This is a genomic window from Lysinibacillus sp. CTST325 (assembly GCF_054665055.1).
Genome location: NZ_BAAFHO010000012.1, coordinates 97,712 through 121,912 on the forward strand (window position 1 = coordinate 97,712; position 24,201 = coordinate 121,912).

26 protein-coding genes are annotated in these 24,201 nt (G+C 38.0%); 21 read left to right on the forward strand and 5 right to left on the reverse strand.

From position 1 onward, the window contains the following. Positions 1 to 225 precede the first annotated feature (225 nt). Positions 226 to 351, reverse strand: a complete 126-nt coding sequence (locus ACYQ73_RS21665; RefSeq protein WP_460014353.1) for a hypothetical protein — start codon at positions 349 to 351, stop codon at positions 226 to 228. A gap of 91 nt (positions 352 to 442) precedes the next feature. On the opposite strand from ACYQ73_RS21665, the gene ACYQ73_RS21670 reads away from it, so the two are divergent. Both ACYQ73_RS21670 and ACYQ73_RS21675 read left to right on the forward strand, forming a co-directional pair. Continuing rightward, the gene (locus tag ACYQ73_RS21670) at positions 443 to 1,990 is read left to right on the forward strand and encodes a fatty acid--CoA ligase family protein (protein WP_460014354.1); all 1,548 of its coding nucleotides are present in this window, start codon (positions 443 to 445) and stop codon (positions 1,988 to 1,990) included. Between the two features lie 539 nt (positions 1,991 to 2,529). Continuing rightward, positions 2,530 to 3,177 carry a VTT domain-containing protein gene (locus ACYQ73_RS21675; RefSeq protein WP_460014389.1) on the forward strand — a complete coding sequence of 216 codons (648 nt, stop codon included), beginning with the start codon at positions 2,530 to 2,532 and terminating at the stop codon, positions 3,175 to 3,177. Between the two features lie 58 nt (positions 3,178 to 3,235). On the opposite strand, the gene ACYQ73_RS21680 is transcribed toward ACYQ73_RS21675, so the two are convergent. From ACYQ73_RS21680 to ACYQ73_RS21695, 4 genes are read right to left on the reverse strand one after another with little or no spacing between them, the layout of a single operon-like run. Next, on the reverse strand, positions 3,236 to 3,934 hold the full coding sequence (locus ACYQ73_RS21680) for a hypothetical protein (RefSeq protein ID WP_460014355.1): 699 nt from the start codon (positions 3,932 to 3,934) through the stop codon (positions 3,236 to 3,238). Beyond that, positions 3,931 to 4,650 carry a hypothetical protein gene (locus tag ACYQ73_RS21685; protein WP_460014356.1) on the reverse strand — a complete coding sequence of 240 codons (720 nt, stop codon included), beginning with the start codon at positions 4,648 to 4,650 and terminating at the stop codon, positions 3,931 to 3,933. The genes ACYQ73_RS21680 and ACYQ73_RS21685 overlap by 4 nt, the downstream gene beginning before the upstream one ends. Then, positions 4,643 to 5,536, reverse strand: coding sequence for an ATP-binding cassette domain-containing protein (locus ACYQ73_RS21690; protein ID WP_460014357.1), 894 nt, complete (start codon positions 5,534 to 5,536; stop codon positions 4,643 to 4,645). Before ACYQ73_RS21690 ends, ACYQ73_RS21685 begins: the two co-directional genes overlap by 8 nt. After that, positions 5,533 to 5,907, reverse strand: coding sequence for a GntR family transcriptional regulator (locus tag ACYQ73_RS21695; RefSeq protein WP_132362042.1), 375 nt, complete (start codon positions 5,905 to 5,907; stop codon positions 5,533 to 5,535). The genes ACYQ73_RS21690 and ACYQ73_RS21695 overlap by 4 nt, the downstream gene beginning before the upstream one ends. A 382-nt stretch (positions 5,908 to 6,289) precedes the next feature. On the opposite strand from ACYQ73_RS21695, the gene ACYQ73_RS21700 reads away from it, so the two are divergent. The 19 genes from ACYQ73_RS21700 to ACYQ73_RS21790 all read left to right on the forward strand — a co-directional run bounded on the left by ACYQ73_RS21700 (position 6,290) and on the right by ACYQ73_RS21790 (position 24,170). Continuing rightward, entirely contained in the window at positions 6,290 to 7,519 is a 1,230-nt protein-coding gene (locus tag ACYQ73_RS21700; protein WP_460014358.1) for an EAL and HDOD domain-containing protein, read from the forward strand. A gap of 453 nt (positions 7,520 to 7,972) precedes the next feature. Next, positions 7,973 to 8,821, forward strand: a complete 849-nt coding sequence (locus ACYQ73_RS21705; RefSeq protein WP_460014359.1) for a YitT family protein — start codon at positions 7,973 to 7,975, stop codon at positions 8,819 to 8,821. Between the two features lie 52 nt (positions 8,822 to 8,873). Next, positions 8,874 to 9,194 carry a cytochrome c551 gene (cccB, locus tag ACYQ73_RS21710; protein ID WP_460014360.1) on the forward strand — a complete coding sequence of 107 codons (321 nt, stop codon included), beginning with the start codon at positions 8,874 to 8,876 and terminating at the stop codon, positions 9,192 to 9,194. A gap of 199 nt (positions 9,195 to 9,393) precedes the next feature. Next, entirely contained in the window at positions 9,394 to 10,329 is a 936-nt protein-coding gene (gene hprK / locus ACYQ73_RS21715; protein WP_323654922.1) for an HPr(Ser) kinase/phosphatase, read from the forward strand. 183 nt (positions 10,330 to 10,512) lie between these two features. Continuing rightward, positions 10,513 to 11,334: a prolipoprotein diacylglyceryl transferase gene (gene lgt / locus ACYQ73_RS21720; protein WP_460014361.1), complete on the forward strand. Its 822-nt coding sequence runs from the start codon at positions 10,513 to 10,515 to the stop codon at positions 11,332 to 11,334. Positions 11,335 to 11,346: 12 nt separating this feature from the next. Next, a complete protein-coding gene (gene ppaX / locus ACYQ73_RS21725) occupies positions 11,347 to 11,988 on the forward strand; it encodes a pyrophosphatase PpaX (protein ID WP_460014362.1) in 642 nt (213 codons plus the stop codon). 4 nt (positions 11,989 to 11,992) lie between these two features. Beyond that, positions 11,993 to 12,535, forward strand: coding sequence for an acyltransferase (locus tag ACYQ73_RS21730; RefSeq protein ID WP_460014363.1), 543 nt, complete (start codon positions 11,993 to 11,995; stop codon positions 12,533 to 12,535). Between the two features lie 485 nt (positions 12,536 to 13,020). Further along, entirely contained in the window at positions 13,021 to 14,193 is a 1,173-nt protein-coding gene (locus ACYQ73_RS21735) for an ATP phosphoribosyltransferase regulatory subunit (protein ID WP_460014364.1), read from the forward strand. After that, a complete protein-coding gene (gene hisG / locus ACYQ73_RS21740; protein ID WP_460014365.1) occupies positions 14,186 to 14,809 on the forward strand; it encodes an ATP phosphoribosyltransferase in 624 nt (207 codons plus the stop codon). Before ACYQ73_RS21735 ends, hisG begins: the two co-directional genes overlap by 8 nt. A 54-nt stretch (positions 14,810 to 14,863) precedes the next feature. Next, on the forward strand, positions 14,864 to 16,138 hold the full coding sequence (hisD, locus tag ACYQ73_RS21745; RefSeq protein ID WP_460014366.1) for a histidinol dehydrogenase: 1,275 nt from the start codon (positions 14,864 to 14,866) through the stop codon (positions 16,136 to 16,138). 4 nt (positions 16,139 to 16,142) lie between these two features. After that, entirely contained in the window at positions 16,143 to 16,742 is a 600-nt protein-coding gene (gene hisB / locus ACYQ73_RS21750) for an imidazoleglycerol-phosphate dehydratase HisB (protein WP_460014367.1), read from the forward strand. Further along, the gene (gene hisH / locus ACYQ73_RS21755) at positions 16,739 to 17,371 is read left to right on the forward strand and encodes an imidazole glycerol phosphate synthase subunit HisH (protein WP_460014368.1); all 633 of its coding nucleotides are present in this window, start codon (positions 16,739 to 16,741) and stop codon (positions 17,369 to 17,371) included. The genes hisB and hisH overlap by 4 nt, the downstream gene beginning before the upstream one ends. Continuing rightward, complete coding sequence (gene hisF, locus ACYQ73_RS21760) at positions 17,365 to 18,126, forward strand: imidazole glycerol phosphate synthase subunit HisF (RefSeq protein ID WP_460014369.1); 762 nt, start codon at positions 17,365 to 17,367, stop codon at positions 18,124 to 18,126. The genes hisH and hisF overlap by 7 nt, the downstream gene beginning before the upstream one ends. Then, positions 18,123 to 18,740, forward strand: coding sequence for a bifunctional phosphoribosyl-AMP cyclohydrolase/phosphoribosyl-ATP diphosphatase HisIE (gene hisIE, locus ACYQ73_RS21765; protein WP_460014370.1), 618 nt, complete (start codon positions 18,123 to 18,125; stop codon positions 18,738 to 18,740). The genes hisF and hisIE overlap by 4 nt, the downstream gene beginning before the upstream one ends. Before the next feature lie 90 nt (positions 18,741 to 18,830). After that, the gene (locus ACYQ73_RS21770) at positions 18,831 to 20,354 is read left to right on the forward strand and encodes a tetratricopeptide repeat protein (RefSeq protein WP_460014371.1); all 1,524 of its coding nucleotides are present in this window, start codon (positions 18,831 to 18,833) and stop codon (positions 20,352 to 20,354) included. A gap of 100 nt (positions 20,355 to 20,454) precedes the next feature. After that, positions 20,455 to 21,399, forward strand: coding sequence for a thioredoxin-disulfide reductase (gene trxB, locus ACYQ73_RS21775; RefSeq protein ID WP_402884537.1), 945 nt, complete (start codon positions 20,455 to 20,457; stop codon positions 21,397 to 21,399). 412 nt (positions 21,400 to 21,811) lie between these two features. Further along, positions 21,812 to 22,279, forward strand: coding sequence for an NUDIX domain-containing protein (locus ACYQ73_RS21780; RefSeq protein ID WP_460014372.1), 468 nt, complete (start codon positions 21,812 to 21,814; stop codon positions 22,277 to 22,279). A 9-nt stretch (positions 22,280 to 22,288) separates the two neighbouring features. Next, positions 22,289 to 23,182, forward strand: coding sequence for an RNase adapter RapZ (rapZ, locus tag ACYQ73_RS21785; RefSeq protein ID WP_370083598.1), 894 nt, complete (start codon positions 22,289 to 22,291; stop codon positions 23,180 to 23,182). A 4-nt stretch (positions 23,183 to 23,186) separates the two neighbouring features. Further along, on the forward strand, positions 23,187 to 24,170 hold the full coding sequence (locus ACYQ73_RS21790) for a gluconeogenesis factor YvcK family protein (protein ID WP_460014373.1): 984 nt from the start codon (positions 23,187 to 23,189) through the stop codon (positions 24,168 to 24,170). Positions 24,171 to 24,201: the final 31 nt, after the last annotated feature.

The window sequence follows — 24,201 nt, forward strand, 5'->3', positions numbered from 1 at the left end:
TGATAGAGAAAAAAATGAATTATTTGACGTAATTTACGACATGAAATAAAAAGTTTCGTTGTCTTTTAGATGTGTTTCTTATATAATATTACTGAATAATGATTCATTTTATCTCCATTCAGTAGCAGACTCCCACCACTTAGGTAGTGAGATGGATTCGGGTGTGATTCCTTTTTAAGGGATGTCCATATATCTACTGAATGAAGATAAAGCCTCCGGCGGATGTCATGGATTTTCAAAGGAATGCATAAAGGATGTTAGCCTAAAACCTTCACATCCTGCGAAAACGGCTAACTGACCTGCATCGGTAATAACGCCACGTCCTTGTGGCATTACCGAAATGACCGACATCGTGTCGGCCCTCGTGCAGGCCTGGGCACAATTCAAAATCCTGACCTTAATTACGCCAAGGCAAAATTGATACGATAAGGGGATGGTGTAATTGAATTTAGTTTCAAGTGTTCGTCAACAAGCATTAGAGCAACCAGATAAAATTGCGTATCATTTTATGGGGAAAGATACGACGTACGGTGAGTTTGAACATACGGTTGGTCGTTTTGCTAAGGGGTTAGAAGATTTAGGGGTAGAAAAAGGGGACCATGTGGCGTTATTACTCGGCAATACACCACATTATTTAATTGCGTTATATGCAACAATGCGTTTAGGGGCAACGGCAATTCCAATTAATCCAATCTATACACCAGATGAAATTTCGTATATTTTGCATAATGGTGATGTAAAAGCTGTTATTGCACTTGATGCACTTCTTCCATTAGTAGAAATGGGTGTACATGCTTTTCCAAAAGTAAAAACATTTGTTGTTTGTGAAACAACAGAGGATGTTGCTGAAAAAGTAACGACTTTATCCGAAGAGGCAAAGGCGAAAATTCATTTATTTTCACAAGTAATTGCTAGTGCATCGGACTCTTTACAACCAGTAGAAGTAGCTGACGATGATAATGCAATTATTTTATATACTTCAGGAACGACAGGTACTCCAAAGGGTGCAATGCTGACTCATAAAAATATCTATTCAAATGCACGAGATGTCGCACATTATTTAGGCTATAAAGCAGATGATCGTATTATTGCTACGTTACCAGTTTTCCATGTATTTGCGTTAACTGTCGTAGCCAATGCGCCTTTATTGAGTGGAGCAACGGTTTTACTTGTACCACGTTTTAGTCCAACTGAAATCTTTAAATTAACGAAGGAACAAAAGGCAACAGTCTTCGCTGGTGTGCCAACTATGTATAACTTCTTGTATCAATTACCTGAAAGCAACCCTGAAGATTTCTCAACAATACGTTTAGCCATTTCAGGCGGCGCATCTTTACCGGTAGCACTATTACATAATTTCGAGAAGAAATTTAATGTGCGTGTTTCAGAGGGCTTTGGCTTATCGGAAGCATCACCAGTAACGTGCTTTAACCCATTGGATCGTGAGCGTAAGGCAGGTTCTATTGGGACATCCATTTCCAATGTTGAAAATAAGGTGGTGGATGTTAATGGGCAGGAAGTGCCTGTTGGAGAAGTAGGGGAGCTAATTGTACGAGGGCCTAACGTTATGAAGGGCTATTATAAATTACCTGAAGAAACAGCGATGGCTATACGCGATGGCTGGTTATATACAGGGGACTTAGCTAGAGTTGACGAAGAAGGGTACTTCTACATCGTTGACCGTAAAAAAGATATGATTATTGTAGGCGGATTTAATGTCTATCCAAGAGAGGTTGAAGAAGTACTCTTTGCTCATAATAATATTGTTGAAGCGGCAGTTGTAGGTTACCCAGACCCTAACTTAGGTGAAGCAGTACATGCATATGTTGTCTTAAAAGATGCAGAAGCAACTTCAACAGAAGACCTTCTCGCATACTGTGCAAAGCATATGGTGAAATACAAGGTTCCTAAAGTAATTGAGATTATGGATGAATTACCGAAAAATACGACAGGGAAAATTTTACGTCGTACACTAAAAGAAAAAGTATAAGAAACAGTAGCTACTATTGAAAAATAGTAGCTTTTTTTATCCCGCATAAATGATCAGTCAGATTCACATTTTAAGATTTAAGAGAAGGTGGGAGATCAACTGCCCGTAAAAGTTCAATTGATTAGGGGCAATAAATGTTTTCTGTGCGAAAGTGAAGCGTCAGCAACAAATGTATATTCTGTGCGAAAGCGCAGTGCAAACGTAGTAGCAGGGTGGTAGTCACACAAACGTTTTCATAGAATAGAGATTTTAGCTGACGGTCCTCTAGTGAGGGACGAGGAACATCCACTGATTGAAGCTTCACTTTAGGCCAATATTACAGCAATGTAAAAAAGCATGGCCACTTATTTAAATAAGTTGAGTGTGTATGTCTGGAAATGATAAAATCAAACTTGTGAAATCTACATACTTTTTAAAGGCTTGTCATATAGTGAGGGAGAAGTAACACCAATAACTGTAAAGAAGAATGGAACCCTTTGGTGTCTAGCTACGTCAAAGCCTTTAGAAAATTTAATTGAAAGAGAGCATATGGAAAAATGATAGAACTCATCAAGGAGTTAATTAGTTTTATTATGCATATTGATGTGCATTTAGAGGAGATCATTCGTAAGTTTGGTAATTTGAGTTATTTCGTTCTATTTGCAATTGTTTTTGTTGAAACAGGTGTCGTAATTTTCCCATTCCTGCCAGGTGATTCATTGCTTTTTGCAAGTGGAACATTAGCAGCAGCAATGGGCGCATTTAATATGTGGATATTAATTCCTGTGTTTTTAGCGGCTGCAATTTTAGGGGATACGATGAACTATCATATTGGTCATAAAGTAGGGACATCCATTCCACCAAAGAGCTTCCTTGGTAGAGTCGTAAAAAAAGAACGTATGGAAGCGGCAGAAAAGTTCTTTAATAAACACGGTGGAAAAACGATTGTCATCGCGCGTTTTATGCCTTTCATCCGTACATTCATACCATTTGTTGCAGGGGCTAGTAAAATGAAGTATGGCTACTTCATTATGTATAATATTGTAGGTGCAGTGTTATGGGTACTCAGCTGTACATTACTAGGTTATTTCTTTGGTAATATTCCAATTATTAAAGATAACTTCTCAACGGTTCTTATATTAATTATTTTAATTTCAGTTGTACCAGCTGTTATTGGTGCTATTAAATCAAAAACAAGTAGAAAATAAAACAAGGACAGTCAAAAGTGATAAAAAATCACTGCGGACTGTCCTTGTTTTTTACTATCTAAAAAAGACCTTGGGAATCTTCCAGAACGGTACTTCGTGGAATGTCGATAACGATGACATCTGAATAGGAATAGTTCATTACATATGATTCACGTTCTAGCTCACGATTCATATCTAAAATACCTAATGTTGCTTTTATACGAAAATAATTTACTTGTTGTCTAGAAAGAGATTCAATAAATAGCTGGTTTTGTGCCACGTATACGTTAGGTAACGGTACTTCGTCTGAAAGATCAATACCTTCTATAATGACAGGAAATTGATAATAGGTAACGAGAGCTTTTCCAGATTCCATATGGTCATTATAGCGCACTCGAATATTAACGCTTGAACCACTGTCACCTTCATTTAAAACAACAGGTAATGTATCTCCTTCATATTTTAGCTCCCACGTTTTCTTTTTGTAGTCCTCCGTTAAATAAGAAGACTCATTTTCTTGATCGTACTTTTGTATTTGATCTGAATTTTTCTCAACTTGTTTAATTTCAGAAGGAGAAAGTATTGGTATTTTTGATTCTGAAAAAAAACTAATATAAATGAAGGCAGTAAGTCCAAGTGCGATATAGCTAGTAATGCCAATTATAATACGCTTAGGGGTCCAAATATTTTTAGCTTTTTTCCCTAATTTTCTTAGTAGTATATAAATAGCAATTACAAGTAGTATTGTAGTAAAAAAGAATAGTGTAGTCGCCGTCATTTGCGAGTCACCTCCGATTTATCAGCAATCCAAATAGTGAGGCTAAAGCATAGTAGAGCCATAAGCAAATAAAGAGCACTAATCATAAGATTGGATAACATTATGAATGGCCTAAGATTTATAGACTCTGGTGACATAAAAAATAATATAAAGCCAAGCAGCAGAAAAGTAGATACAAGTATTTTTATCACTACTGGCCCCTTGAAGCTGGTGCCTAATAGTAAGCCGATTGCGCCAAATAAACAGAGGCTACTGAAACATAATAGTAATATTGATGGTGAAATAAATAGATTTTCTATTATAAAGGATTTTTTCTCCACTAATAAAATTCCGAATACTTGTAAATAGTAAGTAGAAATCATAATGATGACCGCAATAAAACTGTAAATAATCATGACAAATATATTGGCAATGGCGCTAGATGTTCGACTAGAAATAACGGATAAGTCATCAATACGATACGCTTTTGTTGTAAAGAGAAGTGCTACAATAAATGCCCAAATTGCTGTAACAAAAAGAAATGTATCGAGTGAGTAATTAGAGAAATGAACAGTTAAATTTTTTCCTCCATGACCAGAAGACCCACTTCCTGAGCTAAATGTTAAAATTCCAAAAATGATTTGTACAATAACTAAGGAACTAAGGGCAGAAATATATAATTTTACTTTCCATTTCACTTGTTTTTTAACAATCGTTTTCAGTGAAATATTAGTCAAAGATTGCATCAATATCACTTCCTTTTTTACTTGTTAAATACTTGCACACTTCACTTGCTGTAAGGGATGATACTGTGATGCCTTTTGCTCGAAGTATTTCTTCTGAGACGAATAGATTACTAGCATCTATTATTGCTGAGGTCATCCCTGCCATAATCTTTTGAGCGTATACTTCTGTCTCAGAGAGCAGATCTGCAAGTGCATCACTTGGTCCACTAAGTGATATAAGCTGTTCCTTAAATTCATCCAATGGTGCGTGGGCAATGACAGAGCCTTCATCTATTAATATAATTTCTTCTAAAATAGATTCCATCTCTTGCAAATGGTGACTAGTAATTAAAAATGTTCGTGGAAAGGCTAGGTATTCCTTTAAAATCGCTCTGTAAAAATCTGTACGAATCACTTCGTCCATGCCATTCATCGGTTCGTCTAAAATAGTCAGTGCACAGCGACTTACTAATCCGTAAACAAGATTAAAGGTTGCTAATTGACCTTTAGATAGTTGCTGATGCTTTGCTGTGAGATCTATACCTGCATAATCGAGCATGCGATAAGCTAACTCATTTTGCCAATTAGGATAAAAATCAGCGCCCATCTTTAGAATATCTTCGAGTGACAAGTAATCAGAGAAGCTTAATTGATCATCGATAAAAATCATATTGGCAGCAGTTTGAATATTATTAAAGGGATTTTCATTAAACACTTTGCATGATCCAGTTGTAGGCTTTAGATAGCCAGCAAAAATATTAAGTAATGTCGACTTACCAGCACCGTTGCGACCAATAATGCCGATAATTTTCTCTGCATCAATAGCGCAGGTTACGCGCTGTAGTGCATTACGGCGTCCAAAGCTTTTAGATAACTCCTCACATTGAATAATATTCATTCCAATCCCTCCTGTGTTTTTCGAATAAGCACTAGCAATTCTTCATCAGATACAAGTAAACGTTTTGCCTCTAATACGATCTCTTGTGCCATTTTCGTCAATATTTCGTTCCGACGTTTCAATAAAATTCGTTCCTTTGCATCCGTAGCGACAAACATACCTAACCCCCGTTTTTTATATAAAAGTTGCTCTTCAAGTAAAATTGTCAGCCCTTTACCAGCTGTAGCAGGATTTATATTGAATAATTCAGCTAGCTGGTATTGTGAATAGACCTTCGCGTCTGTCTGTAATCGATCGGCGATGATTTCGTGCTGTAGCCATTCAGCAATTTGAATATAAATCGGTGTTGTACCATCTAGATGAACGTGCATCGAAAAACCCCCTTTCATTCCTATGTAACATAGTGCATTAGTGTTGTAATGTACTGTATATTGAAAACTGGAAAATGTCAATATGAAATGAAATTTTTGACAAAAATGTTTAGGGAGGATTAAGTGAAATTGAAAAAGATCTCTCTGGAAAAGGAATAAATAAAATATGAGTAGTTTTTTTTAGGGGCTAATCACCGAAAGTTAGGATTAAAGAGCGGGATACTCCTTGGGATAGCGTCATAAAAGTGATAAAATATTTTCTTGTATAGAAAGTTAATTAATGTTAGGCGACTTTTAGACAGTTACTTGAATGATAAGCAGAGAGTAATGAAAGGTGCTATAATATTTATTACTAGAATATGGAGAAATGGGGGGCGACGAAATGGAAGTATTTATCGGCAGACAGCCTATTTTTAACCTTCATGAACAAGTCGTTGCGTATGAATTATTATATCGTAGCAAAAACGTGAATGCTTTTCCGATAGTCGATTCAGATGCTGCAACAATCGATGTACTAGTAAACTCATTTCTTTTAATTGGCATTGAAGAGGTAACAAAAGGTAAACCTAGTTTTGTTAATTTTACAGAAAACTTACTTATGACTTCCTTACATGAATATTTAGATCCATCGCAAGTTGTTATTGAGATTTTAGAAGATGTCCCTATTACAACTCAGTTAGTGGAGAAAGTCATTGAGCTGAAATCATATGGGTTTAAAATGGCATTAGATGATTTTATTTTGGATGATGAAGTACAAGTATATGATGAGTTATTTCCTTATATCGATTTTATAAAAGTTGACTTTTTATTATCACCATTACTGGAGCGCATGGAAATTGAAAATAAAGTAAAAGAAAATTTCCCTCATATAAAACTGCTAGCTGAGAAGGTCGAGACACGAAATCAATTTGAAGTGGCAAAGAATTCTGGCTATGAATTATTTCAAGGCTATTTTTTTGAACAACCTCAAATAATTACAGCTACCGATATACCTGCTAATACTATTCAATATTTATATATTATTACGCTATTAAAAGAAGAGGAACCTAATATACAATTATTAGCTGATAATATCGAGCGTGATATCTCTTTAACGTATAAATTATTGCAAATAGTTAATAACTCAGAGTTGCGGTCTAAATCCAAGGTTCGTTCGATAAAACAAGCAATTATATTACTCGGCGTTTCAAATTTACGAAAGTGGATTTATTTATTGGCGATGCGAGAAATTGATAGAAATGCTGAAAATGATCTTTTTAAAGAAGTCATGCGTACTTCTTTATTTAGAGCAAAAGTATGTGAGAAATTAGCCAAGCTTTCCTACAAGAAAAATTTCTCTGAATATTTTTTAGTCGGGATGTTTTCGTTGATAGACACTTTGTTGCAAAGACCGATGAATGTTATTTTACAGCAGCTACCTTTTTCAGAAGAAATAACGGAAACGATTTTAGGTAATCAAACTGAAATGACACCTTATCTGGAATTCAGTATTGCGTTAGGTAAGTTAGATTGGTCTACTTTAGAAAATTTAGCTCCTCAGCTCAATATGAATTTCACAAATATGGATCTTCTATACAATGAAGCAATGGAGTGGGCAGAAAAATCTTTATAAAATTAAGGGCCAATCGAAGCGTGTGGTTGATTTCCGTTCCGACTGGGCGCTTTGCCGCTGACGCTTCGCTTTCGCGCAGATAAAACATTTGTTGTTGCTGTCGCTACGCTTTCGCACAGATAAAACAATTGTAGCTGCCGCTTTGCTTTCGCACAGAGCAGAGCTTCCTGGGGGCGTCCAATGAGTCGCCCAGTCTCCACTCCAATCAACTAATCCACATGGCATACGATTTTAACAAAATGTCCCCTATAACTTAGAAAGCTATCAAAAAAATTGCTCTTAAAGGTAGCTTATTTTTTTGTGTTTTCAAATTTATTGTCATAAGTGTAATACATAATGCAAATTATAAAAATACATGTTTCCTTCATCAAGACGAAGTTCTCAATGCGAATACTATTTGCTATAATCATCTCGTATTTAAAAGATTCTGATAGTTGAAGCGGGGCGGGGGAAATGAGTCAAATTCGTGATGTAAGGGAAAGCATTGTGGAGTATATGTACGTCATAGTAGGAGCAGCAATTATTGCTATTGGCTTCAATGTATTTTTACTGCCAAATCAAGTAGCTTCTGGCGGAGTAAGCGGAATTAGTACAATTTTACACGGTTTATTTGGTTGGAATCCAGGCATTGTACAATATGCATTCAATATTCCATTATTTATAGCAGGTGTAGTAGTACTTGGGAAAAAATTTGGAATCAAATCGTTTATTGGAACAATAACATTACCGTTTATTGTATTACTAACGAACAGTTGGGGACCATGGACGGATAATCCTCTACTCGGTGCACTTTTTGGGGGAATAGTGGTCGGTTTAGGAATAGGACTTGTCTTTAAGGGGAATGCTTCTACTGGTGGCACTGATTTACTAGCACAAATAATTACAAAGTATACCGGCATATCGCTAGGTACAAGTGTACTTTTAATTGATGGGATTATCGCGATTAGTGCAGCAATTGTTTTTGACTTAGAGAAAGGTTTGTATGCCCTGATTGGACTTTATGTCACTACAAAAACGATTGATATTATTCAGCTCGGCTTAAGTCAGTCTAAAATGGTTTACATTATAACGATGAAACAAGATGAAGTACGTGATGCCATTTATGCCGAGATTGATCGGGGAGTGACAGAGTTGCCTGCTATAGGTGGCTATACAGGAAAAGCACGACCAGTACTAATGGTTGTGGTTTACCAAACAGAGTTCACAAAGCTGAAACAACTCATTAAAAACGTTGACCCATCAGCGTTTGTTATCGTTTCTGATGCTTATGAGGTGTTAGGAGAAGGTTTCAAACGTGCATAATTTTGGTATAATGTCGGGGAAAGATACTTATTTACTTTGAGGAGGGGCCCTAATGAAAAAGGCTATGTTAACATTAGCGATTGGTTCAGCAATCTTCTTAGCTGCTTGTGGCGGTGGTAAAACAACTTCAACTGAAGGTTCAAAAACTACTACTCCAAATGGCGAAACAATTGCTATGAAATCTTGTATCACTTGCCATGGTGGCGAGCTACAAGGGCAAAATAATGCACCAAAAATTAGCGATGTAGGCTCTCGTTTAACAGAAAAAGAAATTTTAAATGTTATTGAAAATGGTAAAGGTACAATGCCTGCTGGTATTGTCAAAGGTGCAGATGCAGAAGCAGTTGCCAAATGGTTAGCAACTCAAAAATAAAACGAAATGAAACTAGCGGGCTGGAGAACCGCTAGTTTTTTATATTTTGTAGATTTTTTAGTCAGGGCAGACAGAGTGTAAATACATTTCTTTTATACATAGACATGCTAAAATAAGGTGAAACTGCAATCACTATGCTGATTGCCAGTTAACGCAGAACAAAACATATTCAATTCCATTGAATGGAGGCTACAAAACATTGGTCGTAGTATTAACAAGAGACGTTATGGAGAAATTTAAGTTAGAACTATTAGCTGGTGAGGAAGGAATAGGAAGAACGATTGTTACTAGTGATATTTCAAGACCTGGGCTCGAAATGGCGGGGTATTTTACGCATTATCCTGCAAATCGAGTGCAATTGCTAGGAAAAACAGAACTATCCTTTTTTGAAATGCTGCCTTCAGATGTCAAACTGGAGCGCATGCGTCTACTGTGTTCGCAGGATACACCGGCTATTATTATTTCTCGTGATTTAGAGGTACCTAAGGAACTTATACAGGCGTCTAATGAAAAACATGTCCCTGTATTTAAAACGCATATGACAACAACGAAATTTTCGAGTAGGCTAACTAACTATTTAGAAGGTCGCTTAGCACCAATGACTGCTGCTCACGGAGTTTTAGTTGATATATACGGTATCGGTGTGCTAATTATCGGAAAAAGTGGTGTAGGGAAAAGTGAAACAGCACTAGAGCTTGTCAAGAAGGGGCACCGTTTAGTGGCTGATGATTGTGTAGAGATCCGTCAGGAATCAGAGAATTTTTTAATTGGGAGTCCACCGCCTCTTTTAGAACATCTACTCGAAATTCGAGGCATTGGTATTATCGATATTATGACACTCTTTGGAGCGAGTGCGGTACGACCGTACAAACGTATCACATTAGTTATCGAATTAGAAATATGGGATCCAGAAAAAGTATATGATCGTCTAGGTTTAGAGGAAGAAAAAATGAAAATCATTGATACGGAATTAACAAAGCTAACGATTCCTGTAAGACCTGGACGTAACGTGTCTGTTATTATTGAAGTAGCAGCAATGAATTATCGTTTGAAAAAGATGGGTGTTAATGCAGCCGAGGAGTTTTCTAGACGATTAGATGAGGTAATCTCATCGGCGGATGAGTTGGATGACTAATCGTTTTAACTTTTTTCAGCGAGTGTTTTTTGTACCGAAAGCGCAGCGACAGGTACAGAAGTCTCCTACCTTTATAGGTGGTGAGATGAATGCAGTTTTAAGCGACAGCTACAATTATGCCGAGGCATAATTGATTAGGATTCATTTGCAAATGCAATGAATTGATTTTGAGAGGAGCATAAGATGGACTTGTTATTATTAGAAATTAATCCGATTGCTTTCCATTTAGGACCTATCCCTGTTCGTTGGTATGGGTTACTAATCGTATCGGGTATTATTTTAGCTTATATTGTAGGACAAAGAGAGGCTGTTAAGAGAGGCTTACCCGAGGATTTTCTTGCGGATTTATTACTATGGGCTGTTCCTATATCCATAATATGTGCACGTATTTACTATGTTTCGATGCGTTGGGATTATTATAGTGAAAACCCTGGGAAGATTATTGAAATTTGGAATGGTGGTATCGCTATTCACGGTGCTCTTATTGGTGCCTTTTTGACAGCTTACATATTCACTCGTAGAAGAAATATTAGCTTTTTACGAGTAGCGGATATTGCGGCACCGAGTATTTTAATTGGACAAATAATTGGCCGATGGGGCAATTTTATGAACCAGGAGGCTTATGGTGGTCCAGTATCACGTGCATTTTTAGAAAATCTAATGCTGCCGGATTGGATTATTAATCAAATGTATATTGAAGAATTAGGGACATATGTTCATCCTACTTTTTTATATGAATCCGTCTGGAACTTCATTGGGCTAATTATTTTATTAGTTTTACGTAAAGTAAATTTAAATCGTGGTGAAATATTCTTCGGCTATTTAATTTGGTATTCAATCGGTCGCTTCTATATAGAAGGCTTGCGTACAGATAGCCTATATTTAGTAGGAGATTTACGCTCAGCTCAGGTTGTTTCAATAATAGGTATTGTTGTGGGTCTTGGTGCGATTATTTATCGACGCATAAAAGAAAAACCTGCAGTAAAGTATTTAGATAATAAATAAGGGGTGCAAAGCATGGTTGTAAAGGCATTACTATTTGATTTTGATGGTACATTACTCAATACAAATGATTTAATCATTCAAACATTTATGCATGTTTTAAACGAACGATTTCCCGGGCAATATTCGCCAAAAGATTGCCTGAAATTCCTCGGGCCGTCCTTAAAACAGACATTTACCGACATTGCTCCTGGTGAAGAGGATGCCATGGTTGCAAAATATCGTGAATACAATGAATTACATCACGATGAGCTTGTCACTCAATATCCTGATGTTGTATCTACTTTAGAGCAATTAAAGGCTATGGGTATCAAGTTAGCGATTGTCTCTACAAAGCGTAATGGGATGATAGATCGTGGTTTATCTGTACTAGGTGCAAGTCATTTATTTGATATCCGTATTGGCACGGATGATGTGAAAAATGTAAAGCCTGATCCAGAACCAGTTTTGCTTGCGCTTGAACGCCTTGGAGTAAACAAGGAAGAGGCCATTATGATTGGCGACAATTCTCACGATATTGAGGCCGGGCACAACGCCGGAGTTAGAGCAGCTGGTGTCGCATGGGCTTTTAAAGGTGAGGAATACTTACAGCAATTCAAGCCGGAATATATGTTGCATCATATGACGGATTTATTTGCAATTGTGAAAGCGGGGTAAGTAAATGGCACGTAAAACAGAACGCTACCGTGTCGAAGGAGCAAACTCGCTTTGGAATATTTATGATACGGTGTCCTTTTGGAAGGTGATGAAGTGTTTCGTTGTCATTCAAATTGGACGCTTCACACCATTTTTACGTGTGAAAAACTGGTTGTATCGAACTTTTTTAAAAATGGAGATTGGTGAACAAACCTCCATAGCTTTAATGGTTATGCCAGATACAATGTTTCCAGAACGTATTCATATCGGTGACAATACCGTTATAGGCTTCAGTACGACTATTTTGGCGCATGAATATTTAATAGAGGAATATCGTCTAGGAGATGTTCATATTGGCAACGAAGTGATGGTTGGTGCCAATTCAACGATACTACCAGGTGTTACGATAGGTGACGGTGCGATTGTGTCAGCTGCAACCCTTGTGCATAAGGATGTGCCAGCTGGCTGTCTAGCAGGCGGTAATCCTATGCAAATTATTTATACAGCTGAACAAATGGCGGAGCGCAAACGTAATGAAGTAGTAGAATGGTGCACGCCGAAAAAATAATAATACCTACACTGTGCATGCTTTACTGTGCACAGTGTTTTTTTGCTGTTGAAAAACTATGATCACAATGAAATTAAAGTATGACTCTCCAGCGAAAAGAGGGGTTCACATGACATACGTTTTAACAGAATGACAGCAACTTTTTAGTTTTATCTACTAACTTTCACTTTTTATCCCCCAACTTTTGAGTTTTATCGACTAACTTTCGCGTTTTATCCCCCAACTTTTGAAATTTATCGACATCCACCTGCCAAAGAACAAAAAAGAATCGCACAGTTCTTTGCCTAGGAAAAACGCTTGCTCTGCTGAATAAAGTTTCAATTTATTTATTTTCAAGTATAATTAACAGAATAATCAGTATTGAAATTATTCGATAATTTAAACAGAGTTGCGTTGACTAGCAAGAAGAAATAAGTTAGAATACTTTCATAATCTAATTCTCTAACACTCTAGTGAGTTAAAGTGAAACGTAAGGAAGTGTCAAAATGTCGTCGATTAAAATGTTTGAAAAACCACTTGGAATGCGCGATACATTTCCGCAAATTTTTGAAAAGGTAGAGGCTGTAAGAAATACAGGACGAGATTTTTTATGCAGAAGAGGCTATGAATTTATTAAAACGCCTGCAGTAGAGTATTTTGATACAGTCGGTAAAGCATCAGCGATAGCCAATGCGCAATTATTTAAATTAGTAGATGGCCAGGGCAACACGTTAGTACTACGACCTGATATGACAACACCGATTGCACGTGTAGCAACATCAAAATTATTAAAAGAGATGATTCCCTTACGCCTTGCTTATTTTGCTAGTGTCTTTCGCGCACAGGAAGCGGAAGGTGGACGCCCAGCAGAATTTGATCAGATGGGGATCGAGTTGATTGGAGACAATTCTGTATATGCGGATGCTGAGGTTATTGTTACGGCAATGGAGCTATTAGAGCAATTTGGCTTAGCGGAATTTAAAGTGACGATCGGTCACGCAGGTATATTAAATTGCATTTTACAAGATTATACAGAAAGTATCGAACAACAAAATATACTTCGGACGCTACTTGTGCAACGCAATTACGTAGGGTTTGAAGAAGCGGTAGAATCATTTGATTTACCTAAAACAAAATCCGATGCATTATTGCAATTTATTGAAGAAGCAATGCATTTAAAAGAAATTCAAGATATTGAAAAATATGTGCGAAAAAATGACGCATTAGAATATATGCAACAGCTCGCTAAGCTACTTGAAATGGCAAACTTAGCGGAATATGTTGCCTTTGACTTTACACTTTCTAGTCACATGAGCTATTACACAGGGATGTTATTTGAAGTGTTTGCAACCGGCAGTGGTTTTCCATTAGGCAATGGGGGACGCTATGACGGATTGCTGGAGGTATTTGGCTCAAAGGTAGGTGCTACAGGATTTAGTATTCGTGTTGACCGCCTGTTAGAAACAATGGATGCACAATCTGATGAACGACAAGAAGCTACAGTCGTGCTATTTGAGGAAGAACAATTTGAAGCAGCTCTTGCAAAGGTACAGACGCTACGAGCAGCCGGTAAACAGGTTACCTTACAGTTAAGGAGTAGCCTTGTCGATGAAGCAGCTTTTTTAGCACACTTTACAGAAGTAGTTGTGGTGGGACAGGAGGACGTTGACGGTGAATGAATTAACGATTGCTATGCCGAAGGGCCGCATTTTTGACGAGGCATATCAGATGCTTTTAGAAGCTGGCTTTAATTTACCAGAAGAAGTCGAAATGTCTCGTAAATTAATGCTTGAAATTCCAGAAGAGAAAATACGTTTTATATTAGCAAAGCCGATGGATGTTCCTGTTTATGTTGAGCATGGTGTAGCGGACATTGGTATTGCTGGGAAGGATGTTTTGTTAGAACAGCAACGAGAAGTACATGAATTGCTGGATTTGAAAATAAGTACTTGTTATATCGCATCAGCAGGCTTACCTAATACGGCGATGAATGAAATTGCACCAAGAATAGCGACGAAATATCCTAATATTGCAATGAAATATTATAAGGGTATTGGAGAGCAGGTTGAAATTATTGAGCTTAATGGATCCATTGAATTGGCGCCCATGATTGACTTAGCAGATCGAATTGTCGATATTGTATCAACGGGCCGGACGTTGAAAGAAAATGGCTTAGTGGAGTATGAATTTATTACAGACGTATCATCACGATTAATTGCCAACCCAGTAAGCTATCGCATGAAGAGCGATCGTATTATCGATCTTGTGAAACGGTTGAAAAAATGCGTTAAATAAAAATGTCTACTGTCTGGAAGAGGCACATTCCTAGATTTAAAGGAGATTAATCCTATGAAAATAACAAAGCTAGAAAAAGGTATTTCCTTAAAACGACCACTTGAAGGTGGAAATGAAGAACAGTTAAAGGTTGTGCGTCAAGTATTAGCAGACGTTCGTGCACAAGGTGACGCAGCCATACGTTTTTATACAGAAAAATGGGATGGCTTTGCCCCTAATCATTTACGCGTAACGAAAGAAGAAATAGCAGAGGGCGCAAAATCAATTGATCAACAGCTTTATGCGGATTTAACAGAAGCAGCTCAAAATATTCGCTTTTATCACGAACAGCAAAAGTGTTCAGGTTATCGCTTAGAGCTTAAAGATGGCTCATGGCTTGGGCAACGAATTACTGCGCTCGATTCAGTAGGTCTTTATGTTCCTGGTGGTACAGCGGCATACCCATCTTCGGTCTTGATGAACGTTATTCCTGCACAAGTAGCTGGTGTCAAACGCATAGTGATTACATCTCCAGCAGGTCAAGATGGAAATTTACCTCCAGGTGTACTTGCTGCAGCGCATATTTTAGGAGTAACAGAAATATATAAAATCGGTGGAGCTCAGGCGATTGCGGCTCTTGCATATGGCACCGAGACCATTTCTCCAGTTGATAAAATAACGGGTCCAGGAAATATCTTTGTAGCATTAGCAAAACGTGAGGTTTTTGGTGAGGTTGCGATTGATATGATTGCAGGCCCAAGTGAAATTGCCGTGTTAGCAGACGACACAGCATTTGCTGATGAAATCGCGGCTGATCTTTTATCACAAGCTGAACACGATAAATTAGCTTGTGCCATTTTAGTAACGACTTCTGAGCAATTGGCTATAAAAGTAGCTGATGAAGTGGAGAAGCAATTAACGACTTTACCACGTGAAGAGGTAGCACGTGCATCGATAGAAAACTTTGGTGCCATTTATGTGGCTGACACGATGGCAGATGCCGTAGATGCCATTAATTCGCTAGCGCCTGAGCATTTAGAAATTGTCACAAAAAATGCGGAGTCTGTAGCTGAGCAAGTACGACATGCAGGTGGTATTTTCATCGGCCGTTATAGCTCTGAACCAGTTGGTGATTACTTTGCTGGGACAAATCATGTGCTGCCAACGAATAGCACTGCACGCTTTGCAAGTGGCTTAAACGTCGATGATTTTGTGAAAAAATCGAGCGTCGTCTTTTATAGTGAAAAAACTTGGGCAGAAAACGCACCGAAAATTGCACGTCTAGCACGCATGGAAGGCTTAGAGGGCCATGCGCGTGCAGTCGAATCACGTGGATGGGAAAAGGAGTAGTACTATGACTGAAAAAAAACGATATGCAAAAGTTGAACGTACGACAAATGAAACTCAAATTTCGGTAGCCATCGATTTAGATGGTGAAGGGAAGGCAGATATAAAAACGGGTGTTGGCTTTATGGATCACATGCTTGACCTCTTTTTTAAACATGGGCTTTTTGATGGGACGATAGAAGCGAACGGTGATACATATATAGACGATCATCATACAACAGAAGACCTCGGAATTGTATTAGGCCAAGCTATTCGTGAAGCGCTCGGTGATAAAAAAGGAATAAAGCGTTACGGCACAGCATTTGTGCCAATGGATGATGCACTTGCACAGGTCGTTGTGGATTGCTCGAATCGTCCGCACTTAGAATATCGTGTGCCACAGTTGAAGGAAAAGGTCGGTAGCTTCGATACTGAATTAGTACATGAATTTTTGTGGAAGTTTGCACTTGAGGCACGGATGAATGTTCATGTCATCGTACCTTATGGCCATAATACACATCATATTATTGAAGCTATTTTTAAGGCGTTAGCACGTGCCATTGACGCAGCAGTGGAAATTGATCCACGTGTTAAAGGTGTACCTTCGACTAAGGGGCTGTTAACGTGAAAATAGGTGTTATTGATTATGGAATGGGGAATTTATTTAGTGTTGAACAGGCATTAAAACGACTTGGCTGTGAGGTTGTTGTTACGGCTAACGAGACAGTGCTAGATGCAACAGATGCCCTGTTGCTTCCAGGTGTTGGAGCGTTTCCAGATGCCATCAAACGTTTAGCTGAAACGAATTTAGATCAATATTTACGCAAAGTGAAAGCAGAAAATCGACCACTTCTCGGAATTTGCTTAGGCATGCAATTGTTATTTGAGCAAAGTGAAGAAGTGTCCCCGACGAAGGGGCTGGGCTTTTTTAAAGGAAGCATTAAACGATTTACTGGTGACAACGCTGGGCAGAAGTATCGAGTGCCACATATGGGGTGGAATGAGCTCGTAGTGACAAAGCATCCTTCATGGTTAAATGGTGAAATAACGGCAAAGCATGTTTATTTTGTGCACTCATTTTATGCAACTGATATCGATGAAACGGAGCTTGTCGCTTATGCGGATTATCATAGTATTAAAGTTCCTGGCATTGTGGCAAATGGCTCTATTACGGGCATGCAGTTCCATCCCGAAAAGTCAGGTGAACTAGGTGTGCATTTATTAGAGCAATGGTTGAAGGGGGTGGCATCATGTTAACAAAGCGTATTATTCCATGTCTTGATGTGAAAGAGGGACGTGTTGTAAAAGGTGTACAGTTTGTGTCATTACGTGATGCGGGTGATCCAGTTGAGCTTGCTAAGTTTTATGATGAGCAAGGGGCAGATGAGCTTGTGTTTCTAGATATTTCGGCATCACATGAAGGACGTGAGACAATGGTGGATGTCGTTCGGCAAACTGCAGCTACATTAGCCATTCCATTCACGGTAGGTGGTGGAATTCGTACATTAGATGATATGAAACGTATTTTACGTGCAGGTGCCGATAAAGTATCAGTGAATACTTCTGCTTTAGAGCGACCGGAGCTTATTAAAGAAGGTTCTGACTTTTTTGGTGCACAATGTATTGTTGTAGCTATTGATGCCCGCTATAGCGAAGAAGATGCCACATGGATGGTTTATACACATGGGGGCCGAAACAAAACAACATGGCAAGCAACTGAATGGGCGAAGGAAGCGGTTCGCTTAGGTGCAGGTGAAGTTTTATTAACGAGTATGAATCAGGACGGTGAGAAATCCGGTTTTGATTTAGCCTTAACAAAAGCTGTGAGAGAGGCTGTGACAGTCCCTGTTATTGCAAGCGGCGGTGCAGGGAATGCAGAACATTTTTACGAGGTATTAGCTGAAAATATCGATGCAGATGCAGCGCTTGCCGCATCCATCTTCCATTACAAAGAAACGAGCGTTGCACAAGTAAAAGAATACTTACGTGAAAAAGGAGTGGCAGTAAGATGATTGACAGCATTACATTTGATGAAAAAGGTCTTGTCACTGCGGTCGTACAAGATGCTAATACAAAAGAAGTACTAACTGTAGCGTATATGAATAAAGAATCTTTAGAGAAAACACTTGAATCGGGAGAAACATGGTTTTTCTCACGTTCACGTCAAGAGCTCTGGCACAAAGGGGCAACGAGTGGTCATACGCAAAAAGTGGTATCTATCAAGGCAGACTGTGATGGTGACGCATTAGTTGTGGAAGTAATTCCTGCTGGACCGGCCTGTCATAATGGAACAACTTCTTGCTTTACGGAGATTATTCAGCAAAATGGCAAGGTCGGATCTGTTGAGATTATTTCTAAACTCGTAAAGGTCATTGAAAAGCGCGAGCAAGATATGCCAGAAGGGGCGTATACTACATATTTGTTCGACAAAGGTATCGATAAAATTTGTAAAAAAGTTGGAGAAGAAGCAACTGAAGTTGTCATAGGTGCAAAAAATCGCGATGCAGAAGAAGTGAAATGGGAGGCTGCCGATTTAATTTATCACCTACTAGTGTTACTACAAGAGCAAAAAGTAAGTGTTTATGACGTGTTAGAAGTGTTAGAAAAACGTCACGAGGAGAAATGACGGCATATTGCTTATTGTATGGTATAATAAAAGTTACTGTGTAAAGGAACGTATAATACGTTCCTTATTTCTTGTTTCGGAGGAAATATTTTGGAAAAGAAACGTCAAAAAGAGAATCAAACGAATATAGTGTCGTTCATTCCAACAGGCGACTATTATTATAAAAAATCAATTCAAGCAATGAATAGCGGACAAATGAATAAAGCCTATAAATATTTACAGCGAGCAGTTGATTTAAGTCCTGATGATCCGATGATTTTATTACAATTAGCGATAATAGAGTTAGAGGGTCAACGTTTCGAGGAAGCGTATGATCTTCTTCGTCGTGCCTATCAGATAGATAAAGACAATCCAGAAATTATTTTTTACATGGCAGAGGTTTCAGGATGTATCGGCATCATGCATGATGCTAAGCGCTTTGCAGAGCAATATTTACAAATGGAGCCAGAAGGTGCCTATGCAGATGAAGCTGCTGAAATATTAGAGTTTGTTGATTTTGAGCAGGATGATTTTGAGGAGCTTGAAGGTTCTGCTGAAGATTTATATCGGCAGGAACAGGCGAGACGTTGTATGGAAAAGGGAGATTTCCCTGAAGCTATTAAAATGCTAGAAGACTTAATTGAAGATAGACCAGATTTTTGGTCAGCTTATAACAACTTAGCCCTTGCCTATTTTTATGTGGGCGAAGCAGAACAAGCGAAAGCTCTGCTAAACACTGTATTACGTGAGAATAAAGGGAATTTACATGCACTATGTAATTTAACGGTTATCGCATACTATGAAAAAAATGAAGAAGATTTAAAGGATCTTTTAGAAATACTTGTGAAAATTCAGCCATATTTATGGGAACATCGCTACAAGCTTGGTGCAACATTAGCGCTCGTTGGACAATATGATTTAGCATTTAAATGGTTGCGTAGCATGCAGAAAAGAGGCTATGTAGGCGATGCTGGCTTTTACTTTTGGTTATCACATGCCGCTTATTTCTCAGGACATGAAGAAATTTCAAAGAGTACATGGGAGCAGCTACTTGAGCTAGACCCCGATAAAGAAGGCTTTGAACCTTGGCGTCAAGAAGAAAACAATTTTTCACTTGATGCATTAGAACATGACCGTGATTATATTGTAGAAAAGCTTGAAAGCGAATATACAAGTGAACGGATATTTGGTTTGTTTTTACTAAGCTGTACAGCACATAAACAGGAAATTATTGCGCATCCAACATGGATAGACGTTGACCAATTTAATGCGTATGAAAAGCTATTCCTCGCTTATGCACTAGGACATCAATTTGATATGAAAAACAAAGTAGAGGCTAGCTTTATACGAGCAGTAAGTGTGCCAGAAATTTTACTAGAACAGTATGAAAAGCTGACGACATTAATTGCACCAATGTTCCAAATGTGGTTTGTGCTTTGTGAGCAAGCATTGATGAACAATTATCGTTTTACAAATCCAGCAGCTATTGCAGGAGCAAATGATTACTTATTTCGTTCTTCCAGAATGCTCAAGGTTACCAAAAAAGAGATCGCTCAGCAATACGGAGTATCAGTGTCAACTTTATCGAAGTATATTGAAGAAATTTTAATGTTTTTACCAGACACTCATAATTAGACTGTGAGCAACATAGTTGAATAACTTTTTACTTTCACATACGATGAACATACTAACATTATTATAAAAAAGTAAAAAATCTGTTTAGGGGGAAGTTTTTATGTCAGAAGAAAAAATTTATGATGTAGTAATAATTGGTGCAGGTCCGGCTGGAATGACTGCTGCTGTTTATACATCACGTGCCAACCTTTCAACTTTAATGATTGAACGTGGAATCCCTGGCGGACAAATGGCAAATACAGAAGAAGTAGAAAACTATCCTGGTTTTGATACAATTTTAGGGCCTGAGCTATCTACAAAAATGTTCGATCATGCTAAGAAATTTGGTGCAGAGTATGCATATGGCGATGTAACTGAAATTATTGATGGTGAAGAATATAAAACAATAAAATCAGGTACTAAAGAATATAAAACACGAGCAATTATTCTTTCTACAGGTGCGGAGTATAAAAAAATGGGCGTGCCTGGCGAAAAAGAACTTGGTGGCCGTGGTGTCAGCTATTGTGCAGTATGTGATGGTGCATTCTTCAAACAAAAAAATCTTGTTGTCGTAGGTGGCGGGGATTCTGCTGTTGAAGAAGGCGTTTATTTAACTCGCTTTGCTGATAAAGTAACAATTGTGCACCGTCGTGATAAATTACGTGCACAAAAAATTCTCCAAGATCGTGCCTTTGCTAACGAAAAAATTGATTTCATTTGGAATGCAACAGTCAAAGAAATTAATGAGGCTAACGGTAAAGTTGGAAGTGTAACATTACAATCAACTGTAGATGGTACAGAATCTGATTTTGCTACTGATGGCGTATTCGTATACATTGGTATGCTTCCATTAACAAAACCATTTGAGTCTCTAGGTATTTTAAATGATGCTGGTTATATTTTGACAAATGATAATATGGAAACGACAGTACCAGGTATCTTCGCAGCTGGAGATGTACGTGAAAAATCACTTCGTCAAATCGTTACAGCGACAGGTGACGGAAGTATTGCAGCACAAGCAGTACAGCACTATGTAGAAGAATTATTAGAAAAAATTAATGCTTAAAGTGGATATTGATAAGGGCAGTCTCCTCCCAGAGTGGGATGTATAAGTTGAATCAAGCACATGTTATGGAGAAGTGTCCAAGATCATTATTTTAAGGAAAATAATACAATTTTAATACGGTCTTAATATAGTTGTAACTTGAATGACATATAAAAGGTGTAAGATATAAATTGTAATTAGCAATCCCCCTTTTATTTTGTTGAGTAGGTTGTTTCCACCAAATTAGGTGGAGCAACCTATTTTTGTTGTGAACGGAAATTTTTATGACGGAGTTTCATATGTTTGAGTAGAGGTTAAAAACCGTATCGATGAAGTTAAAATTGCAATGACGTAAAGTTTAGAATTGAGGACAAACCTTGTTTGGTCTTGCTATAATAAAAGGTAGAATGCAAAAGAGATTAGAGGTGTGCCTATGCAAAGAATTGCAAATTTAATAGCCGTAAAAGACGATCAAGTGTTATTGCTTCAGAAGCCGAGACGTGGCTGGTATGTAGCGCCTGGCGGTAAAATGGAGAGCGGTGAATCGATTTATGAGGCTGCAGTACGTGAGTTTAAAGAAGAAACAAATGTCACACCAATAAATGCTCATTTAAAGGGTGTTTATACGATGGTTATTAAAGAAAATAATGAGGTAGTGGACGAATGGATGCTTTATACATTTGTTGCAAAGGATGTAGAAGGAGTACCGTTTAAAGAAACTAGAGAAGGCAAACTTGCATGGCACCCAGTAGAGGATTTGAAACATTTGCCAATGGCTGAAGGTGATCGAACAAACTTACAATTTGCTATCTCACAATCAGGCATTCAGTACGGTACATTTGAATACACAACTGATTTTGAATTACTTCATGAGAAAATACAAATATCAATCGAACAATAAAGGAGCTGCATGACAGTGGTGGTTGAAGGACCAAAAGGTACACATGAATTAGTTATTATTACAGGAATGTCTGGAGCTGGGAAAACAGTAGCTATTCAAAGCTTTGAGGATTTAGGGTATTACTGTATTGATAATTTACCACCCGCGTTACTCACAACATTTTTAACCTTACTAAGGGATTCGGGTAAAAATATTACACGTATAGCAGCTGTCATGGATATGCGTGGTGGCGATTTTTTTGATTCTCTTATCGGCGCTCTCGACCATATTCTTAAAGAAGGCGATATAGTTGCACGAATTTTATTTTTAGATGCAGATGATGCAGCTTTAGTTAGACGTTATAAAGAGACAAGACGTGCACATCCTTTGGCTGTAAATGGTTTGCCATTAGATGGCATTAAACAAGAACGTAAGCTTTTATCCGAAGTAAAAGGTCGCGCTAAATTTGTCTACAATACATCTAATATGAAGCCTAAAGAGCTGCGTGAAAAAATCGCTAAAGAATTTGCCAGTGATGCTGATAATATTTTCTCAGTTAATATCATGTCGTTTGGATTTAAACATGGTATGCCGATAGATGCTGACTTAGTATTTGATGTCCGTTTTTTAAAAAATCCATATTATGTAGAAGAGTTACGCCATAAAACGGGTTTACAAACTGAGGTATCTTCTTATGTTCTGGCACTTGAAGATACGCAAACACTCATTCAAAAACTAACGGATTTGTTTGAATTTATGATTCCGCTCTATAGACAAGAGGGCAAATCACAACTTGTCATTGCCTTTGGATGTACTGGAGGACAGCATCGTTCAGTAACATTAGCAGAGTATTTTGGGGCATATTTAGCTGGGAAGGAAAACACTGTTATTACACATCGTGACATCAATCGTAGAAAGGATTGAGTGAATGGGAAAGAAGCGAACAAAGCTTGTTGTAATTGGTGGTGGTACGGGGCTTTCTACGTTACTACGAGGGCTCAAGCACCACCCATTTGATATTACTGCAATTGTGACAGTAGCAGATGATGGTGGTTCTTCAGGACGTTTACGGGATGACTATGATATTCCACCACCTGGTGATGTCCGTAATGTGATCGCGGCGTTATCGGATGTTGAGCCGCTTGTAGAGCAAATGTTTCAATACCGATTTTCTGCATCAGAAGATTTACGTGGGCATTCATTAGGTAATTTAATGCTGACTGCTTTAACAGATATTACTGGGGATTTTAACCATGCCATTAGTGAAATGGGAAAGGTTTTAAAGGTTCATGGTCGCGTCATACCAGCTGCCAATAAAAAGATAAATTTACATGCTGAGCTTGAGGACGGTTCAATCATTGAAGGGGAATCTAAAATTCCAAAGGCTAAAAACCGAATTAGCCGAGTTTTTTTAGTGCCAGAAAACGTGAAACCGTTACCAGAGGCTATTCGAGCAATTCATCGTGCTGACTATATTTTAATTGGTCCAGGAAGTTTATATACAAGCATTATTCCAAACCTCCTTGTAAAAGGAATAGGAGATGCTGTTGTAAAGGCTAAAGGAAGAAAAATTTATGTTTGTAATCTAATGACTCAAAAAGGTGAAACCATTTCCTATACAGCAGGCGATCATGTTAAAGCTATATATAAACATGTTGGAGAGTCCTTCATCGATTCTATATTGGTAAATGATGTAAAACTACCTTATCCTGTAAAAGAGCTGTATAAGGAAGAGTGTGCTGAGCCAGTAACATTTGACGTTCCAAAGCTTGAAAGTATGGGATTAGAGGTTATTAAACGAGATATTGCCACGATTCGCCCAGATGGGACGGTGCGTCATAATGCTACAAACGTTGCGAAATGGCTTGTGGATTACGCAAATATTTATGAACAAGAAGTTAGAGAATTATAAAGCGCTTATTGTATATGATAAGATGAACATA

Coding starts and splice junctions, on each gene's coding strand:
- ACYQ73_RS21735 (WP_460014364.1), top strand. CDS start 13,021: ATGTCGTCGATTAAAATGTTTGAAAAACCACTTGGAATGCGCGATACA.
- rapZ (WP_370083598.1), top strand. CDS start 22,289: ATGACAGTGGTGGTTGAAGGACCAAAAGGTACACATGAATTAGTTATT.
- trxB (WP_402884537.1), top strand. CDS start 20,455: ATGTCAGAAGAAAAAATTTATGATGTAGTAATAATTGGTGCAGGTCCG.
- hisD (WP_460014366.1), top strand. CDS start 14,864: ATGAAAATAACAAAGCTAGAAAAAGGTATTTCCTTAAAACGACCACTT.
- ACYQ73_RS21700 (WP_460014358.1), top strand. CDS start 6,290: ATGGAAGTATTTATCGGCAGACAGCCTATTTTTAACCTTCATGAACAA.
- ACYQ73_RS21705 (WP_460014359.1), top strand. CDS start 7,973: ATGAGTCAAATTCGTGATGTAAGGGAAAGCATTGTGGAGTATATGTAC.
- ACYQ73_RS21680 (WP_460014355.1), bottom strand. CDS start 3,934: ATGACGGCGACTACACTATTCTTTTTTACTACAATACTACTTGTAATT.
- ACYQ73_RS21695 (WP_132362042.1), bottom strand. CDS start 5,907: ATGCACGTTCATCTAGATGGTACAACACCGATTTATATTCAAATTGCT.
- ACYQ73_RS21690 (WP_460014357.1), bottom strand. CDS start 5,536: ATGAATATTATTCAATGTGAGGAGTTATCTAAAAGCTTTGGACGCCGT.
- cccB (WP_460014360.1), top strand. CDS start 8,874: ATGAAAAAGGCTATGTTAACATTAGCGATTGGTTCAGCAATCTTCTTA.
- hisB (WP_460014367.1), top strand. CDS start 16,143: ATGACTGAAAAAAAACGATATGCAAAAGTTGAACGTACGACAAATGAA.
- ACYQ73_RS21790 (WP_460014373.1), top strand. CDS start 23,187: ATGGGAAAGAAGCGAACAAAGCTTGTTGTAATTGGTGGTGGTACGGGG.
- hisIE (WP_460014370.1), top strand. CDS start 18,123: ATGATTGACAGCATTACATTTGATGAAAAAGGTCTTGTCACTGCGGTC.
- ACYQ73_RS21665 (WP_460014353.1), bottom strand. CDS start 351: ATGTCGGTCATTTCGGTAATGCCACAAGGACGTGGCGTTATTACCGAT.
- ppaX (WP_460014362.1), top strand. CDS start 11,347: ATGGTTGTAAAGGCATTACTATTTGATTTTGATGGTACATTACTCAAT.
- ACYQ73_RS21730 (WP_460014363.1), top strand. CDS start 11,993: ATGGCACGTAAAACAGAACGCTACCGTGTCGAAGGAGCAAACTCGCTT.
- lgt (WP_460014361.1), top strand. CDS start 10,513: ATGGACTTGTTATTATTAGAAATTAATCCGATTGCTTTCCATTTAGGA.
- ACYQ73_RS21780 (WP_460014372.1), top strand. CDS start 21,812: ATGCAAAGAATTGCAAATTTAATAGCCGTAAAAGACGATCAAGTGTTA.
- hisF (WP_460014369.1), top strand. CDS start 17,365: ATGTTAACAAAGCGTATTATTCCATGTCTTGATGTGAAAGAGGGACGT.